The 17370-nt window shown below is 32.3% G+C and carries 20 protein-coding genes and 1 tRNA gene; 17 read left to right on the top strand and 4 right to left on the bottom strand.

All coding sequences use genetic code 11. The annotated features are described in order from the left end of the window. Window positions 1–269 precede the first annotated feature (269 nt). Window positions 270–752: an SMI1/KNR4 family protein gene (locus tag J3U59_RS00980; RefSeq protein ID WP_267332722.1), complete on the bottom strand. Its 483-nt coding sequence runs from the start codon at window positions 750–752 to the stop codon at window positions 270–272. Between the two features lie 331 nt (window positions 753–1083). On the opposite strand from J3U59_RS00980, the gene J3U59_RS00985 reads away from it, so the two are divergent. From J3U59_RS00985 to J3U59_RS01065, 17 genes are all read left to right on the top strand, one after another. Further along, window positions 1084–1278 (top strand): hypothetical protein, encoded by a 195-nt coding sequence (locus J3U59_RS00985; RefSeq protein WP_267332721.1) that lies wholly within the window; start codon window positions 1084–1086, stop codon window positions 1276–1278. Between the two features lie 410 nt (window positions 1279–1688). Next, complete coding sequence (locus J3U59_RS00990; RefSeq protein ID WP_267332720.1) at window positions 1689–1892, top strand: tail protein X; 204 nt, start codon at window positions 1689–1691, stop codon at window positions 1890–1892. A gap of 309 nt (window positions 1893–2201) precedes the next feature. Further along, window positions 2202–2618 (top strand): phage tail protein, encoded by a 417-nt coding sequence (locus J3U59_RS00995; RefSeq protein WP_267332719.1) that lies wholly within the window; start codon window positions 2202–2204, stop codon window positions 2616–2618. Window positions 2619–3502: 884 nt separating this feature from the next. Continuing rightward, on the top strand, window positions 3503–4141 hold the full coding sequence (locus J3U59_RS01000; protein ID WP_267332718.1) for a phage baseplate assembly protein V: 639 nt from the start codon (window positions 3503–3505) through the stop codon (window positions 4139–4141). Next, window positions 4138–4491 carry a GPW/gp25 family protein gene (locus J3U59_RS01005; RefSeq protein WP_267332717.1) on the top strand — a complete coding sequence of 118 codons (354 nt, stop codon included), beginning with the start codon at window positions 4138–4140 and terminating at the stop codon, window positions 4489–4491. Before J3U59_RS01000 ends, J3U59_RS01005 begins: the two co-directional genes overlap by 4 nt. Continuing rightward, window positions 4479–5390: a baseplate J/gp47 family protein gene (locus J3U59_RS01010; protein WP_267332716.1), complete on the top strand. Its 912-nt coding sequence runs from the start codon at window positions 4479–4481 to the stop codon at window positions 5388–5390. The genes J3U59_RS01005 and J3U59_RS01010 overlap by 13 nt, the downstream gene beginning before the upstream one ends. Next, window positions 5380–5985: a phage tail protein I gene (locus J3U59_RS01015; protein ID WP_267332715.1), complete on the top strand. Its 606-nt coding sequence runs from the start codon at window positions 5380–5382 to the stop codon at window positions 5983–5985. Before J3U59_RS01010 ends, J3U59_RS01015 begins: the two co-directional genes overlap by 11 nt. Further along, on the top strand, window positions 5982–7718 hold the full coding sequence (locus tag J3U59_RS01020) for a phage tail protein (RefSeq protein WP_267332714.1): 1737 nt from the start codon (window positions 5982–5984) through the stop codon (window positions 7716–7718). Before J3U59_RS01015 ends, J3U59_RS01020 begins: the two co-directional genes overlap by 4 nt. Window positions 7719–7721: 3 nt before the next feature. Next, window positions 7722–8171 (top strand): tail fiber assembly protein, encoded by a 450-nt coding sequence (locus J3U59_RS01025; protein ID WP_267332713.1) that lies wholly within the window; start codon window positions 7722–7724, stop codon window positions 8169–8171. A 772-nt stretch (window positions 8172–8943) separates the two neighbouring features. After that, window positions 8944–10119 carry a phage tail sheath protein gene (locus tag J3U59_RS01030; protein WP_267332712.1) on the top strand — a complete coding sequence of 392 codons (1176 nt, stop codon included), beginning with the start codon at window positions 8944–8946 and terminating at the stop codon, window positions 10117–10119. 13 nt (window positions 10120–10132) lie between these two features. Next, complete coding sequence (locus tag J3U59_RS01035) at window positions 10133–10645, top strand: phage major tail tube protein (protein WP_267332711.1); 513 nt, start codon at window positions 10133–10135, stop codon at window positions 10643–10645. A gap of 58 nt (window positions 10646–10703) precedes the next feature. Further along, entirely contained in the window at window positions 10704–11003 is a 300-nt protein-coding gene (locus J3U59_RS01040; protein WP_065634420.1) for a phage tail assembly protein, read from the top strand. Window positions 11004–11011: 8 nt separating this feature from the next. Further along, entirely contained in the window at window positions 11012–11131 is a 120-nt protein-coding gene (locus tag J3U59_RS01045; RefSeq protein WP_065634419.1) for a GpE family phage tail protein, read from the top strand. Beyond that, window positions 11124–13067: a hypothetical protein gene (locus J3U59_RS01050; protein WP_267332710.1), complete on the top strand. Its 1944-nt coding sequence runs from the start codon at window positions 11124–11126 to the stop codon at window positions 13065–13067. The genes J3U59_RS01045 and J3U59_RS01050 overlap by 8 nt, the downstream gene beginning before the upstream one ends. A 1-nt stretch (window position 13068) precedes the next feature. Next, window positions 13069–13497, top strand: a complete 429-nt coding sequence (locus tag J3U59_RS01055; RefSeq protein ID WP_267332709.1) for a phage tail protein — start codon at window positions 13069–13071, stop codon at window positions 13495–13497. 7 nt (window positions 13498–13504) lie between these two features. Further along, the gene (locus J3U59_RS01060; protein WP_267332708.1) at window positions 13505–14623 is read left to right on the top strand and encodes a contractile injection system protein, VgrG/Pvc8 family; all 1119 of its coding nucleotides are present in this window, start codon (window positions 13505–13507) and stop codon (window positions 14621–14623) included. 83 nt (window positions 14624–14706) lie between these two features. After that, window positions 14707–14925 carry an ogr/Delta-like zinc finger family protein gene (locus J3U59_RS01065; RefSeq protein ID WP_065633969.1) on the top strand — a complete coding sequence of 73 codons (219 nt, stop codon included), beginning with the start codon at window positions 14707–14709 and terminating at the stop codon, window positions 14923–14925. Window positions 14926–15182: 257 nt separating this feature from the next. Here the strand turns inward: J3U59_RS01065 and J3U59_RS01070 are convergent, their stop codons facing one another. The 3 genes from J3U59_RS01070 to J3U59_RS01080 all read right to left on the bottom strand — a co-directional run bounded on the left by J3U59_RS01070 (window position 15183) and on the right by J3U59_RS01080 (window position 17361). Beyond that, window positions 15183–16004: a VirK/YbjX family protein gene (locus J3U59_RS01070; protein ID WP_267332707.1), complete on the bottom strand. Its 822-nt coding sequence runs from the start codon at window positions 16002–16004 to the stop codon at window positions 15183–15185. A gap of 370 nt (window positions 16005–16374) precedes the next feature. Further along, a tRNA-Met gene (locus J3U59_RS01075) sits at window positions 16375–16466 on the bottom strand. Between the two features lie 286 nt (window positions 16467–16752). Continuing rightward, entirely contained in the window at window positions 16753–17361 is a 609-nt protein-coding gene (locus tag J3U59_RS01080; RefSeq protein WP_267332706.1) for a tail fiber assembly protein, read from the bottom strand. Between the last annotated feature and the right edge of the window lie 9 nt (window positions 17362–17370).

The following is a 17370-nucleotide window of genomic DNA, read 5'->3' on the forward strand; positions in this document are numbered from 1 at the left end:
ACTAACTTAGTTGGTTACAACTTTTATCAGTGAAAGCAAGATGATAACAAATACTACATCTTATTTTTAATAATTCAATAAATAAATTCACTTTGCAATAGTATTGATAATAAAATCTACAACAACGCTTCATGTTTATGCATAAGTTGTTATGCATAACCTAACAGCGACTTCACTAACAGTATATTACTGAATATAAAATTTAATATTAATGTTTAGTTCAAATATCAACAGCTTTCATTACTCACTAACATTTTTGACTTTGTTAACTATTTATCTTCAGTTAATGCATTTAAAAAATCATCCAATGATGCTGATAAATAATCGCTATTTTCCGTAAAGTTTTGTTCATGAGTTAAACTATCATCCCAATCCCATAAACGATATCGATAAATAGCACCATTATCAAGATTAATACAGATAAAACTATCGCTATAATCTAATGCAAATGGTAATAATGTTTTCTCTAATTTATGCTGTTGCCAAAGTTGTTGCACAGTTCCTTCTATTAAAAAATCAGGATCATGATCAGAGGCTAGGTTATATTTAATAGGCATAAAAAGAGCAATTTTTAACTTATCTACTAAATTAGGCAAAGTAAAACAATCTTTATATACCAAACCACCATTACAACGTAAATATAATGCCTTTAATGAGTCAGGTAAAGTAATGCCCAAAGTTTGCTCGCATGTTTGTAAATCTTTTTCAGTGAGTTGCTTTTCACTTTGATAAAAATTATTCGTATCAATCATTTTATGTCCTTACTTTATTGCTTTGTCTTCCTACCTATTCATTATTGATCTTATTTTATTTATTTGAAAATAAATTTTTGTTATATAACGATCTACTAAAGTTCGATTAGCCAAAATATACGTTTATTGAAAAGTATATGTTACTAATAATCGTATGTTATTTTTAAAATAATTAATTTAATCATGGCATTATTAATTTTTTAGAAAATTCAATTATCTAGCTCTAGATGAAAGGTAATATTGTAAAACCACGATTAAAATTTTAGTTAGTCTTTTGACGTCTAACTTAGCTAATGCCATTTATGAGATAACCTGCCCTAGTTTTGTAAAGGTGAAATCAATTCCAACTGAATTAGAGATACTCCCTGAAGGATGGCAAATAACACAGACGCAAAATGCGCTATTACATGTAGATTGGGACGAAGTCTGCTCTGATAGATCGGTTAATTTAGGCCAGCAAATCCCTTTCACCATAACGATTAACGGTAAAACATATAAACATGCTTGGCTAATAGACAATAATTAATCACATTGAACGCTATTCTGGGTAGTCTATGTTTACCGATAGCTTATATAGTGCAACATTTTTTTACCAAGCTTAGAATAGCGATTATTCAAATACTAAGCGAAACTTGATAAAAAAAACCTAAGTCGTAAGTTGTTAACAACAAAAGAGCAAGTTTCGACTTAACCAACCAATTAGCCCATTTATTGATTTGTAACTTACAAAAATACATTTTTAAACGGTTGTTCAAAAACCGTTAAATAGCGATCATACAGAGCAAACCTATTTCACTAAAATCACCCTATTTTGGTGTAACAGTTTAAATATTAGCTTTTTTATATACTTTAAAGGTCAATTTTAGTAAATAAAATAAATTATATTTCGTAACTAAAAAAGTCTAAACTTTTTAATAATTAATGGAGTATCTAATCATGCTTGTTTATTCAATGCAAAATGAAACAGTTGACGCATTAGCATATCGCGTTTTTGGTAGCACGGCTGGTATTGTAGAAACTATTTATCAAAATAACCCTAATCTTTGTGAACTCCCTGCCATGTTACCAATGGGCACTGCTGTCAATGTTCCTGAGTTTGTATCTGAACCCAAAAAAAATCAGATTAATTTATGGGATTAATTAATTCAAAACCATAGTTTTTGTTTACTTTACAGCTAAAAACAGGCTCGATTCTTTTAATCCACATCGATGACTTAATCGTCTCAATAATAAATTCAAGTAGGACAACAAAACCATATTTATTAAATAATAATAAACGTCTTGAACTAAGTGTAAAGATCGAATCATACTAAAACTAAACTCGAATAATAACCATTCAAACATGATTTAAAATAACAAAATGCTAGGTTAATTAAGAATAATTTTTATGATATGTTTGGTATGGGTACATACGAGTAGTAATAACTTAACATAATCAAAGAGATTACTATGAAAAAAATTGATAACCTGAAACAATTTCTTTTTGAAAAAAAACTAATTAACCATGCCGCTTCACAATTACAAATGGCAGTAACAAACGGCCATATCGAAGCGATTACTACGAGTAATTTAGTACTTTTTTATCATTATACTTTGCATTTAACTTTTGATAATTACCAATTTCCATTCGAAGGACTAATGCAGGCAATAGTTAGTTGGATGACAAACAATCAAAGCGATAGTATGCTAAATCCAGAATCACGTAAAACGTCAATTAAATTCGATGTTCAAGACATCACTGAATGTCATTGCAAAATAAATATTAAGCTAAAATTGTCAGAACGCATTCTTACACAAAATATAAATGAAGCATTACAATCTCAAATAATTAAAGACAAAATTCTTGATGAAGATTTATTAAATTAGTGAGATTTTCCTTTTTATAATAAGTTAAAATATCTGCCTACTTTATATAAGGTGTAATAAAAAACACCTTGTTCTATTTTATTTTTAATTTGATATAAATAACTTATAGTGATCACATTTACATAGAAATAAAATCGATATTTGTTAATCCAGTTACTAATTGCATTAAACAAATACCAAAAACTTAATTATTTAGGTTAAATGGACGCATTTATGCAACGATAAAGTAATAATCCGATTTTTGCGAGTATATCTATTTTGTTAAAACAGTGATGGGCAATGAACTTGTATCTACCTTATTTTTTATTTGAAAAGAATAAAATAGCCATGGTATTGTAAAATATTTTTATAATTTGAATGAGTATAAAAAGGACTGGCATGGTTGACTTTAATGTGATGATAAATTGATCATTCCTATTATTCAATAAAACACTAAATTAGTTTATTTTAAGAGTGTTAGTAATATTTAATAATATATCCTACCGCAAATAGCATATTTCTCCTTTTATTATAGTTAACGCGCCTAACTTCCCCTACTCTTCCTTATAATCTTTAGAATTAAAATCCGCTGATAATACAATATTGGTTGTTGTTCCGCCCCTTTAGCCACAAAAAAACAAATTATCATTCTTATTGTCATTTTTTAACAAACCGTAACAAATGGCAGATGTTAACAACATAAGGATTGTGTGCTACGCAGCTTTTCAAAACACATTTTATTCAATGAAAGCTAACATCCATATAAGTTGTAAATACATTTATAACCAACCCCGCCTATTGTTTTAATCACGCTAATAATTATTAGCTGTTCATGGATGTTGTAACTAAATATTCTACAAATAAGGTCGCTTTATTTTTAAAGCATAATTGACGATTATAGCGCCATGAAAACATATCATCCAGCCGACTTAGTCGACATATTACGAAAAATAGAAAATCTGATCCGTCCCGGTATAGTTTGTGAAACAAAAGGTGACAGGGTTAGAGTCCGTTCTGGCAATCTTATTACAGCTTGGTTGCCCTGGTTTACTCATCGAGCAGGTAAAAGCCGTTCTTGGTGGCGCCCATCTGTTGGAGAGCAGGTGTTTATCTTAAGTCCCAATGGTAATTTGGAGCTAGGGTGCGTATTACCAAGCCTTTATTGCAATGATAATTCAGCACCTTCAAATTCTGAGGATGGTTATTGTGTGACTTTTCCCGATGGCGCTTCATTCGAATACGAACCTAAAACTAGCTGCTTAACAATAAAGGGAATAAAAACAGCAGTCATTGAAGCTAGCGAACAAATTACCGCTAAAGCTGGTACTAAAATTCACCTTGATACACCACTTGTCGAATGTAGTGACCATGTCACATTTAAATCTTTCAATGCAACAGGTGGTGGACAAAGTGGCAATACCGGATATTTAACTGGCAATGTGATTCATCAGCAAGGCCAATTATCGTCCAATGGTATTGTTTTAGATTCACATATCCATACAGGTGTTAGAGCTGGTGGTGAAACAACAGGAAAACCCAAATGAGTTATATTGGCATGAATTGTAAAACTGGGCGCACGATTACTGATATGGATCATATCAACCAATCTATTAAAGATATTTTGACAACCCCTGTCGGTTCTCGAATTGAACGTCGTAATTATGGCTCATTACTTTTTTTATTATTGGATCATCCCAATACCGAAGCAACAAGATTAAAAGTGATTTCTGCAACAGTAATGGCATTAAGCCAATGGGAACCACGTATAAAAATTGATGCAGTTGATATTTTCAATGACAAAGAAAAATTAACAGTACACATCGTTGGTTCACGAACAGATAAACCAAATGAATCATTCAGCAGTGAGATTGAGGTAGCAACATGGCAACATTAACAGATCTTTCATTATTACCCCCACCTGACATCATTGAATCGTTAGATTTTGAAAAGATCTTTCAACAACGTAAAGATAAATTTATAGCACTTTATAGTGATGAACAACAGCAAGAAGTCGCCAAAACATTACAATTTGAAAGTGAACCAATTGTTAAATTACTGCAAGAAAGTGCCTATTACGAATTAATTTTACGTCAACGAATTAATGAAGCATCACAAGCCTTGATGATTGCACATGCTAAAGGTCGTGATCTTGATAACTTAGGCGCGAATTTTAATGTACAACGCTTAGTAATTCAACCTGAAGATAATAGTGTTGTTCCGGCAATTAAACAAATTAAAGAATCGGACAGCGATTTTAGACTGCGTATTCAGAGTGCATTTGAAGGTTTATCCGTTGCTGGTCCTCGAGCTGCCTATGAATTTTTTGCACGAAGTGCTGATGGACGAGTATTGGATGCAGCTGCTGAAAGTCCTTCACCTGCTTGTGTAACTCTTGCAATTTTGTCGCGAGAAAATAATGGCAAAGCATCGGATGAATTAATAGCAATTGTCAACCAAGCCGTAAATGAAGAAAATCGTCGTCCAATCGCCGATCGTGTCACAGTCAAATCAGTCGATTTGATTCACTATAATATTAAAGCTTCACTTTATCTATACCCAGGACCTGAATCTGAACCGATAAAAAAGACAGCAATCAACAATTTGCAAAATTATATTACCGAAAAACACCGAATTGGTAGACGCATTAGTCGCAGTGCAATCATCTCTGCTTTACATGTTGTTGGCGTTGAACGAGTAGAATTACATGAACCTGTGCAAGATATATTAGTTAATCGCGAACAAGCCAGTTTTTGTTCTGATTATCAAATAGAGGTGGCTGGTTATGGCGAATAAAACGCTACTCCCCCCATCTGCGACAAAACTTGAGAAGAATCTTTCTCAAGCTATGTTTTGTGAACCACCAATTCCCTTGCGTTCACTTTGGGATCCAATGACTTGTCCTTTTGAGCTACTACCTTATTTAGCTTGGCAATACAGTGTTGATCGCTGGGATGAAACTTGGCCAGAGAAAACGAAAAGAAAGGTAATTGCTGAAGCTTTTGAAATTCATAAATTGAAAGGTACTAAAGAAGCAATTCGTCGAGCAGTCGAACCATTTGGTTATTTAATTAGTATTACCGAATGGTGGCAAAACAACCAAAAACCTGGCACTTTTTCATTACAAATAGGTGTTTTAGATAAGGGAATTACTGCCGATTCTTACAAAGAATTAAATCGAATTATTGACGATGTAAAACCCGTTTCACGTCAATTGTCTTCACTCTCAATTCAATTAGTATCCAAAGGTGAAATCACTGTTGGTGCTAGCTGTTACGACGGGAATATTCTTTATATTTACCCTTATGTGACTGAAACAATAACTACAACCTCCGAACGCCAAGTAGGCGCAATTATTCACTTAATCGATACAATGAGCATAAAACCATGAGTCAAACTTACTATACAATATTAACTAAACAAGGCGCTGCATTGCTTGCTAATGCAACAGCTTTAGGGGTGCCACTAAAATTAACCCAAATGGGTGTTGGTGATGGCAATGGATCTATTCCTAAACCGATAGCCACTCAAACACAACTTGTTCATGAGGTCAGACGAGCTGCTATTAATACGTTATTTATTGATAAACAAAATTCTAACCAAATCATCGCCGAACAAGTCATTCCTGAAAATGAAGGTGGTTGGTTTATTCACGAGATCGGTTTATACGATGATGAAGGTAATTTAATTGCAGTCGGTAATTGCCCTGCAACTTATAAACCTAAATTAGTTGAAGGTAGTGGCCGAACCCAAGTAATAAGAATGGTAATTATAGTCGATAGCGTCAACTCGGTTGAACTAAAAATCGATCCTTCTGTGGTACTTGCAACTCGTGAATATGTTGATAACTTAATTGCAACGAAAATGGAAGCACATGAAAAATCAACCAACCATCCTACTGCAACAACTAAATCAAAAGGATTTGTACAATTAAGCTCAGCAACCAATAGTACAGCTGAAAACCAAGCAGCAACGCCTTTAGCTGTAAAAAATACTTATGACTTGGCAGCAAACTCAGTTAAAAAATCAGGGGATGTAATCAGTGGCCAATTAACGTTTGAATACAAAGCGTACGGTATCAAATTCAATTATGAAAATCCTGATAATGTTACAGTAATTCGCCCAATTGGAGACAATTTCTCATTTCTTTTTTATGATGCAGAAAAAAAGAATTGGTTTACAAAGCTTAGGTACACTAATGGTGGAAATGCGTGGAGATTTGAAAATATTAATAACGTTACTATCAATGGTAAATCAGCACTTAAACAAGGTGATCATGGTATCGGTCAAAGGAATCTATTATCTAATGTCGATTCGTTTGAATTATCTGGACTAGGATTTATTACCGATTCAACAACCGGCAATAAACCTTTTCCATACGCAGAAATTCTTCAATCAGGTAATAATAATTCTGAAGCAGTACAGTTTGCAATGGATATACTAAGCAATCGAGCAAAAATGCGTTCAGGGTTTTCAAATACATGGAATAACTGGAATGAATTTATTACAACAGAAAATTTAGTCCATTACGCATATCGATATCATGGTGATTTATTTGAAAGAAGCTTAAATGATTTAAAAGGTCAACAGCATGGTGTTTACTTCCAACATCATAATACAAGAGCGCTTCCTGAAAGAGGTTATCCTGTCGAGCAAGCTGGCGCGTTACAAGTATTTGTTAACTATGGTAACTCTCCTGATGGATGCACTCAAATCTATACGACATATCGAGAAAATCGTCAATTTATGCGTAGCTATTATGCATATGAAAATCAATGGTCACTATGGGTCGAACATATAACAACAGAAAATATAAATGATCATATTTTAAATAGATTTTCACAATCATTTAGTAAAAACGGTTACACAAAACTACCAAACGGTCTATTAATCCAGTGGGGTGAAACTCAATACTTACCTGATAATGGTGAGGAAGGTACGATTCAATCTTTTTATACAACGTTTCCAAACGCGTGTTTTGCGATTGTTACAAATGATGGCTATGGAGGGGTACATTCGACCGCAGCTCAACCAGTATCGCAGTCCCATTTCCGATGCTGGGGTAAAGCCAGCACTGGTCAATTATTACAAACAGGTATCTTCTATATTGCAATAGGATTTTAAGTCATGAAACATTTTTATAATACAGAAACACAATCATTTTTTATTGATACGATTAATGATGCAATACCATTAACAGCTATTGAAATCACACAAGAGCAACATGATGAATTATTTAATGCCATAAATATGGGATGCATCATATTTGATGATTTAACTTATTCTGAGCCAAAACCTTCACAATTTTACGAATGGGATAAAAGAAAGAAAAAATGGGTTGAAAATATCAAAGCTCGTAATGATTATACATACGAACAAAATCACTTAACAAAAAAATCTTTGTTAAGTGAAGCTAATGATAAAATTGCTTATTTGCAAGATGCCGTTGATGCAGAAATGGCTACCGAACAAGAAGTCAAACAGCTTGGAGAGTGGAAAAGATATCGAGTTTTAGTGAATCGTATTGATGTTGAACAAACAGAAGAAATCGAATGGCCAACTAAACCTATTAAGTAATATAAATTGATTGGCTAATTAAAAAATAAAACAACTGTCATTTGCTATAACCAAAATACAATAGAAGATGACAGTTCAAACACAATTTTCAATCAATTGTATTAATTAAATCATAATGCAATCTAAACGGTAGCGATCCAAATAAGACATGAGCATTAAAGATTAAGTTGGTATATATTAAATTCTCGACAATCTCATCTCACTGATTTATGACGTTGTCACTAAAAGTGTATGATGGATAACCTCACCTAATTTCAATTTAATTTGAAGTCATAATTTCAAAGTTTGAACCAATCAAATGATGTTACAAAAACTTTGTATATTATTTTCAGCTACACTTAGCTTTCTCCAAAAAAATAACCATAAATATCAATTCATTTCTATACAATTTGGCTAGTAACTCAGGGGAACTAAGTTATTTAGCTAATCACCCTAAGCAATAAAATTTTCTGCTTACCACAAACTAAATTATTTATATCATTATTAATTTGACAGCTTTATTTAAATTATATTCCATGATGTATTTCAGTCTATCTCGCTAGATTTATATCATTTTTAGCAAAAGTCACACCAAAATTAAGATTACATAATTTCACTAAAAAATAAAATAACAAACAAATTAATGTTGTTTTATCAGCCTTTATTACCATTTATTTACGCTTCAGTTGTAACAATATTACTTACAAATTTAAGAACTAACACTCTTTTCTTAAATATGTGACTATAAGCTCGCACATTAACCTTACCATATATTAATCACAACGGAGATCTTATGGCTAACGATTATCATCATGGCGTCCGAGTCATCGAAATCAATGAAGGAACACGTACTATCCGAACAGTTTCAACAGCTGTTATTGGGGTGGTCTGTACTGGAGAGGATGCCGATGCAACTTATTTTCCACTTAACACCCCTATTTTAATTACAAATATCAATACGGCAATTGGTAAAGCAGGTTCTCAAGGTACTCTAAAACCAACACTAGAAGCAATTGCTGATCAATGTACACCAGTAATTGTTGTTGTACGTGTTGAAAAAGGCACATCTACTGCAGAAACAGAAGCCAATATTATTGGTACTACAACCGAGAATGGCAAATATACCGGTATGAAAGCCCTTCTTTCAGCACAAACACAGTTAAAGGTCAAACCGCGCATTTTGGGCGTACCGGGTTATGACTCGTTACCTGTTGCAACAGCATTAGTGTCATTAGCGCAAAAATTACGTGCATTTTGCTATGTTTCAGCTTTTGGCGCAAAAACAAAAGAACAAGCAGTGCTCTATCGCGATAAATTAGGTGCTCGCGAAGCTATGATTATTTGGCCAGATTTTGTAGGGTTTGATACCACAAAAAAATCAAATGTTACATTGTCTGCAACTGCACGAGCATTAGGTTTACGTGCACAAATTGACCAAAAGGTAGGTTGGCATAAAACCCTATCTAATGTACCAGTTAATGGCGTCACCGGTATTTCACATGACGTATTTTGGGATTTACAAGAAGAAAGTTCAGACTCAAACTACCTTAACGAAAATGAAGTAACAACATTGATTTGTAATCAAGGTTACCGTTTTTGGGGCTCACGTACCTGCTCTGCAGATACCCTATTTGCTTTCGAAAACTATACACGGACAGCACAAGTATTAGCTGATACGATTGCTGAAGCGCAATTTCAATTAGTCGATGCACCTATGCATGCTTCTTTAATTAAAGATTTAGTCGAGTCGATTAATAATAAATTCCGTGAATTGAAATCTAATGGTTACATCGTTGATGGAAAAGCCTGGTTTGATCCAGAATCAAATACAGCTGATATATTAAAAGCTGGCAAACTTTATATCGATTACGATTATACCCCAGTGCCCCCACTTGAAAATCTTATGCTACGCCAACGTATTACCGATAAATATCTAATCGAATTGGCTGACTCAGTTGCTACAAACTAAGGAGAACAACTAAATGGCTCTACCTAAAAAACTCAAATACTTCAATGTCTATGTTAATGGTACATCGTTCGTTGGTGAAGTGGAATCTTTCACACCACCAAAACTAACTCGTAAGTTTGAAAGCTATCGTGGTGCAGGCATGCCTGGTAGCGTTCCAATTGACTTAGGCTACGATGATAACGCACTCACTGTGGAATGGACTATAGGCGGCTTAGCACATGAAGTTTTAAAACAACATGGCGGATTGCTCAATGGCGTAACTTTACGCTTTGCTGGTGCTTACCAAAAAGATGACAGTGAAGATTTTATAAAAGTCGAAATCATCGTCAATGGTCGACATAAAGAACAAGATCGTGGAGAACTTAAACAAGGTGAAAGTAACTCAACAAAAATAACCACACAGTGTACTTATTATAAAGAAATTATTGATAACGAAGAAATAACCGAAATTGATTTTATTAACATGATTGACAAAGTTAATGGTGTAGATCGTTTATCCTCTGCACGTAATGCAATTGGTTTATAAATTAACACATAAAAATTACTATAACTCAGCCCGAAAGGGCTAATTGAGAGATTGATCAATGACAAACACAAATAAAGTAAAACTAAAAACCGGGATTTTATCAGGTAAAAAAATGATTACTGAATTTACCATTCGTAAACCATTAACTGGCGATTTACGTGGTGTTAAATTAATTGATTTTATTGATTTAGATATCGATGCATTAGCAAAAGTATTACCAAGAATTACTATGCCTTCAATTGCTGAACATGAAGTTCTTGGTTTAGATTTAATTGACTTATCTGAAATCACAAAAGTTGTTATCAGTTTTTTGTCCCCGAACTTGAACGATGCGAGCCAAGAATCCCTAACCGAGTAGAAGATGCAATGGCAGATATTGCCTTGATATTTCATTGGCAACCTTCTGAAATGTATAAATTTACTTTAACTGAATTAATGGAATGGCAAGAACAAGCTTGCCAAAGAAACGGTACCCAAAATGGATAATAGAGAAAATATCACATTCCAACAACATTATACAAAAATGGCGCTACCGTTTCGCGCCATTTTTGTGGTTGTTGGTAATTTAAAAAAACAGACTAAAATCATATCAAATCAATATAATAGTTACCGCAAGTTACAATTGAAACTTAATAACGGGTTATCAAGTGGATTAAAACTAACCGATAAAAATAACGCGTTAAAGCTTATTAGACAAAATCGTATTAATTGGTTAACAACATTAAATAATTCTACTAATCAAACTGTAAATAATCATGATTCAACTCGTGTGATCAAGTCCAATATTATTTTTAAACGTAAATTCCCATTATCAAAAAATGATAATCCTAGGAGAAATTTGTTACACAAAAGCCACGCCAATATAAACTACCAAAAACAAAAAACTGATAATTTAAAATTTAAAAACTGTCATAACCATTTAATTAAAACTGTCCAAAAACTGGCTATCGCAAAAATTAACGCCAATAACAAACTCAATGAGCAACGGGGAAAATTAATTAATTTCTCTAATAGCAATATTCAAACACTTTGTCTACCCTTAAATAAAAACGCAATATCTATCCGTAACCGAACGTCACGATATATTGCTTCATGGGTCAATATTCATTATTCAACACATAAAATCAAAAGCCCATATAATAAAAATAGAGATATTATAAAAGCGCATATTAATAGCTTAATTACGCCAAATCATACGGCTGCTCAGATCAATTTTAAAAAAAATATAAACTTAAATAACGACTATTTGAATCGGAATATAAGCTATCCAAAAATTTCAGCTAATCTAAAATTTATAGATAGCTTTACCTATATATTAAATCAATCTGAACCATTTAGGCGTAAAATACAAAATTTGGAATTTGTTACCACTATTCTTGCAATAGATGTATTGGTTAATAACATTAATACAACTAAAACGATTTCACAGCGTGTAAAAGAATGTTTTTTTAATTACTTACCTCAAACAACTAAACATAGTTTTTGGATAGATAAATATCCAACTTTAAAAGCAACATTTAAGCTATTTAAGGTAAATCATATCTTATATACTAAATCAGCTATTAGCCTAATGAGAAACTTAATATCATCTAACAACAAAAAAAGTGAAAGGTTCGATCCAAAGTTAATTAGTCATAAGAATTTATCGAATAAAATATTCAATCATACCTATAATAATTTTTTTGCTAAGCTCACCACAACTAAACAAACCAGTACAGACAAGAGGTTAAATAATAGTTTAGAAACGCTCAAACCAATAGCTAGTGCTAATCAACATTATCTAATTTCAACTAACAGTTCAGTCATCATCAGGACTCTAAAATCATTTATTAAAGTTTTTTATTTGCCTCATATAACATTTAACCTTATTGAAAAAAGTTTTACACCCTATAAAATCTTTTCTCAAAAACGTTTCAATGCACTAAAAAAACTGTATTTAGAATTAACCGATAATCCCCATTTACAAATGCTTTTTATAAGAATAGTTAAGGATTTCACCCATCGTTTTAAAAATAAGGTATTGGATAGTAAAAAAATAATCTTGAGTTTATTTGAAGATACATTGATTGATCATAACTTCCTTAAGGTTTTCTACGACGTTAACCTTAAAACGATTAAAAATAATTTTCAAGCCATTGTTCATGGTAATGATGAAATACTTTATTCCATGGGCAATTTTGCTAACAAAATTAATCTAACGCAAACCAACATTGAAAATTATCTAGTAAATAGTCATTCAACGCTAGTTACAAATTTGACTAACAAGTTAATTCAAGGAAGCGCTTCACAGTATTATATCACTGTGAATGCCGCCCCAGGCATGAATGAACAAGAACTTGCAGATAAAATCACTGAAGAACTTGATCGACGAGAACAACAAAAATTATTTCAATTTCGCAGTAGCTTAAAGGATATCGATTAATATGATGATGTGTTATGGCTTTTTTGTTTTTAGCCTAAAAAATTTACCCTATCAGACCATGAAAATAAATAAAAGTTGGAATTACGTAGCTAATGAAAGAGTGAACAGACGCCCTGCTCTTCAATATACTGGTCCAAATAATGATACAGTTACTTTATCGGGATCAATCTATACTGAAATTACCAATGGTAGACCAAGCCTCGAATTATTGGAAAGAATGGCTTATCTAAAAACGCCATTGCCGTTGATTGAAGGTACTGGTGTACCGCTAGGCTTTTTTGTGCTCGTCAGTGTAGAACGCACCCATAGTGAGCTAAATCGTAATGGCTCACCTCTGAAAATTGACTTTACTATGGTATTAAAAAAAGTCGATATTTCTGACTTTTTTGATGATAGTAAAATCAGCGACATAATAGATATAATCATATAGGTATAAAATGGCAACCCCTAAATTCAAAATTGAATTATTACCAGATAATAATCAACAAAGTAATTCAGATCAACGCGAAGATTTAACTTCATTATTTGATGCAAGACTTATATCGATGATAATTACAGATAATCGAGGTTTTGAATCAGATACAATTGAAATGCAACTCAATGATGCCGATGGTAAACTCAAATTACCAAAGCGAAAAGCCAAACTCGCTGTTACTTTAGGATGGAGTCAAATTCAAGCAACTAATAAGGATTCAGATGACAATATCATCGGGCCTAACATCAAAAACGTTTTTTTGATAGATGAAGTTGAGCACAGTGGTACTCCTGACCTAATGACTATTCGTGGTCGAAGCGCACAAAATACCGAGGAGTTAGAAGAAAAAAAAGAACAAAGTTATGAAAATATTACGCTGGGCGATTTAATTGCTATCATAGCTAAACGAAACAATTTAGCTTATCGTTTTGATAAAGATATTGGGGCCTCGCAAATCTTTCATATGGATCAAACTCAAGAGTCTGATATCTCTTTTCTTACGCGAATGGTAGATGAAGCCGGTGGCGTTGTGACCGTAAAAAACGATATAATGCTCGTGTTTAAAAAAGGAAAGGGTCTTACCGTTGGTGGTAAAATCATACCTCCAGCAATTATCAAGCGAGAGTCGGGAGATAAACATCGATTTTTTACCTCTGAGCGAACAGGTTATACAGGTGTTCAGACCTATTGGTATGATTATGCCAACCCAACTAAAAATCCACATAAAATCATTTATAAAAGTCAGATAGATAAAAGCCAAATTGTATTAAATGGTAAAAACGAAAAAATCAAAATAATTCGATATGTCTATGCCAATAAACAAAGTGCTGAAAAAGCAGCAGAAAGCGAATTAAACAAAATAAAACAAGGTACAGCTCAATTTACCATCGAGTTAGCTAAAGGTAGGCCGGATCTTTTTACCGAAATGCCGGTTATCGTTGAAGGATTCAAAACAGAAATAGACTCGACCAACTGGACTATCATACAATGCGTTCACACTTTAAATAGAAGTGCTGGATTCAAAACAACGGTACATTTAGAAATCAAACTTAAAGACGAAATTTATTATAATAAAAATTAAAGCCTAAATAGTAAAAAAACGCCAGACTTAATTTAAGTTTAATATAAAATTAAGCTTAACTTAATTATAAAAGGTATCAAAATATGAAATGTCCACACTGCCGTAGTAAAACTTTTATCCGTTCAAGTGAAGAAATTAGTAATTTAACTCGAAAACAATATTATCAATGCTCCAATCTATATTGTGGTCACACTTTTACTGCAATACAGTCTGTATCAGAAACTATCGTACCTAGCGCTATTCCCGATCCAACTGTAAATATTCCTATATCACCTTATAGTCGTTATGCTAAACATGCATAAATAAAGATCGGGTTGGAGTATTAAACTAACCCGATTACTTAAAAGGCTCTATCGACTTATTATCATTTATAAAATTACACATAAAAGTGTTAGATATAATAAATGTTAAACTAAATTGAAATAAAAAAATAAATCGAATAATTTTAATATAACTAAATAACTTATTGATAGAATGAATTGTCTATATATCAACAATTCATTCTATCATTTTGCTAACAGATAGTCCTTTTACACAAATGACCAATAAAACTTTGGTATTATTGAGGGTTAACAATTGCTAAAAGATTTTTTTGACATTGTTCACTAATACTTTCGCGAATTAATTCTCTTTTTTTGAATTCACTTCGCTTATTACTTTTAACATCTTCAATCGATTTTTGAGGCTGATTACACGGCAATTTAAACCAAGCTTTATTATATGAGACACCATTTAATTCTTGCCAAAATTTATCATAATCGAAATCAAATTTACCAAACTTCACATGCCCTTTACTTTTGACAGCGTATATATTTTCGATTTTAAAAAATTTAGCAATTTCCATCATAAAAACCATTATTAAATTCTTAGGCCTAAAACCAAAAAAGTCTTTTGTTAGTTGCTTTAATATCTCATTGCTTGTATGACCTTGTACGCCCGCGATATAAATTTCATTCAATAACGTTATGGTAAAATGAATTGAAAAAACCAACTGTTCACCAAAACGCATAATAATCCTTAAATCTCCTTCTCTTGGATACAAAGGCGCAGTAAGATGGAACGAAATTTTTGCATCATTCTTACCCTCAACTTGAGCCAACATAATACCATCAAGCTTTTTAGAATAAAGTTTATCTATTACACGTGGATTGATTTTTTGATCAATAAAATCAATATGAGAATTTAAAATAGCGAGCTTTTTATTATACGAAATTTTTTCACTAAGATATTTATGGAATATTTTTTCACTAAATGGATAAGGATTTTCCCATTTCTGGTAAGCTAATGGATAAACACTTGAGGTACATTTTTTTTTAAAGTCTGAATAGTTAGATCTATTTAATGTAGCTTTAATATAAAATAAAGTTAATCGCGACTTCATTCCTAGAATTCCTTAATGAGATAACAAACAAAAAATGGGGATTTTTAAGTCATTGTTATAAATGTTTAAATGATAAAAAATAATAATGTATTATTTCATCTTGTGATAATAAGTAAAGCCAATAATATAACAGTTTTTTTAATTTATGGCTTTACACTTAATATATAAAATAACTTACTCACCAATCGATAATCTTACATAGTAATTGATAGAACACATTTTTTACATTACAAAATCGCGCGTTCGCGTTTGTCAAAAAAAAGTTGTTACTAAGAAGTTATTTATTGTTTAATTTTCAAAAAAAACTGAATCAATTCTAATTTATATTAACGTAAAAACTCAATTTAAAAGAAAATAGTCAATGTAGATATGGTGGCCCCTACTGGACTTGAACCAGTGACCAATCGATTATGAGTCACAATAACGATAACTATTTATAACATTAAATACATTGATAAAGCCTTATATAACAAGAGTTAGCCTAAACTCAAAATTACATCTTTTGATATATTTTGATGTATTTTAACAGATAGTTGGTCCCAAATTGGTCCCACACTATTTCTGCGATCCACTTCCCATCTTTTTCACTTCAATTCTCACTTCAAAAAAATATTAGTTTATGATGAATAAAACTAACTAATCTTTTTTAACATGATCACAATAAACTACACAAAAACAATTTACATACTAACCGACCCTAATAACGATTCAATATGCGGTTGAGTATGTAAAGTTGCAGATTGATGTATTATTCTGGTTTTGACGGCCATTCAATATCTGGCGCAGTATTAACATTTATCTGATTTAATTCAAAACGATATTTTTTCCAGCATTTTAATGTTTCGATTTGTTGTTCTGTTGCAATCTCTGCATCGACCGCATCTTGCAGATTACTAATTGCATTATTCGCATCATTCAGTAATTGTGACTGTTGTAATTGTGCTACTGTAATATCATGCTGATGTCGTTTTTCTTTATCTAGCACCCATTTTTTACCGTTCCAGCTATCAAATTCACTGGTCGGTTGTAATAATGTAAATCCGTTTGGAATATCTCCAATTTCTGTTACTGTTGATTCTGCACCATTTGCTATTGAGTAGATTTTTTTGCCACGATGATCCACTGGGTATATCCATTTGTCACCTTGACGAACAATTGCATGATCATCTTCTACTTGTTTGGGTGCATCTAAACAAACATGCGGAGGTATACCAAGACCGACTGCGAGATATTCGTATGTCGCGCTAACAAATTCACCAGTTTCCGGATTGGTGTTATAAACTAAAGCATACCCAGCAGTTACTACAAAACCGTCAGTGTTAAATTCAGCGAATGCTGGTTGTAATTGATATTTCATAAATAATGC

The organism is Gilliamella sp. B3783 (genome assembly GCF_026536125.1).
GTDB lineage: Bacteria > Pseudomonadota > Gammaproteobacteria > Enterobacterales > Orbaceae > Gilliamella.

Coding starts and splice junctions, on each gene's coding strand:
- J3U59_RS01035 (WP_267332711.1), top strand. CDS start 10,133: ATGGCTCTACCTAAAAAACTCAAATACTTCAATGTCTATGTTAATGGT.
- J3U59_RS00990 (WP_267332720.1), top strand. CDS start 1,689: ATGCTTGTTTATTCAATGCAAAATGAAACAGTTGACGCATTAGCATAT.
- J3U59_RS01045 (WP_065634419.1), top strand. CDS start 11,012: ATGGCAGATATTGCCTTGATATTTCATTGGCAACCTTCTGAAATGTAT.
- J3U59_RS01040 (WP_065634420.1), top strand. CDS start 10,704: ATGACAAACACAAATAAAGTAAAACTAAAAACCGGGATTTTATCAGGT.
- J3U59_RS01055 (WP_267332709.1), top strand. CDS start 13,069: ATGATGATGTGTTATGGCTTTTTTGTTTTTAGCCTAAAAAATTTACCC.
- J3U59_RS01020 (WP_267332714.1), top strand. CDS start 5,982: ATGAGTCAAACTTACTATACAATATTAACTAAACAAGGCGCTGCATTG.
- J3U59_RS00980 (WP_267332722.1), bottom strand. CDS start 752: ATGATTGATACGAATAATTTTTATCAAAGTGAAAAGCAACTCACTGAA.
- J3U59_RS01065 (WP_065633969.1), top strand. CDS start 14,707: ATGAAATGTCCACACTGCCGTAGTAAAACTTTTATCCGTTCAAGTGAA.
- J3U59_RS01080 (WP_267332706.1), bottom strand. CDS start 17,361: ATGAAATATCAATTACAACCAGCATTCGCTGAATTTAACACTGACGGT.
- J3U59_RS01070 (WP_267332707.1), bottom strand. CDS start 16,004: ATGAAGTCGCGATTAACTTTATTTTATATTAAAGCTACATTAAATAGA.
- J3U59_RS01060 (WP_267332708.1), top strand. CDS start 13,505: ATGGCAACCCCTAAATTCAAAATTGAATTATTACCAGATAATAATCAA.
- J3U59_RS01030 (WP_267332712.1), top strand. CDS start 8,944: ATGGCTAACGATTATCATCATGGCGTCCGAGTCATCGAAATCAATGAA.
- J3U59_RS01005 (WP_267332717.1), top strand. CDS start 4,138: ATGAGTTATATTGGCATGAATTGTAAAACTGGGCGCACGATTACTGAT.
- J3U59_RS01010 (WP_267332716.1), top strand. CDS start 4,479: ATGGCAACATTAACAGATCTTTCATTATTACCCCCACCTGACATCATT.
- J3U59_RS01015 (WP_267332715.1), top strand. CDS start 5,380: ATGGCGAATAAAACGCTACTCCCCCCATCTGCGACAAAACTTGAGAAG.
- J3U59_RS00995 (WP_267332719.1), top strand. CDS start 2,202: ATGAAAAAAATTGATAACCTGAAACAATTTCTTTTTGAAAAAAAACTA.
- J3U59_RS01025 (WP_267332713.1), top strand. CDS start 7,722: ATGAAACATTTTTATAATACAGAAACACAATCATTTTTTATTGATACG.
- J3U59_RS01000 (WP_267332718.1), top strand. CDS start 3,503: ATGAAAACATATCATCCAGCCGACTTAGTCGACATATTACGAAAAATA.
- J3U59_RS01050 (WP_267332710.1), top strand. CDS start 11,124: ATGGATAATAGAGAAAATATCACATTCCAACAACATTATACAAAAATG.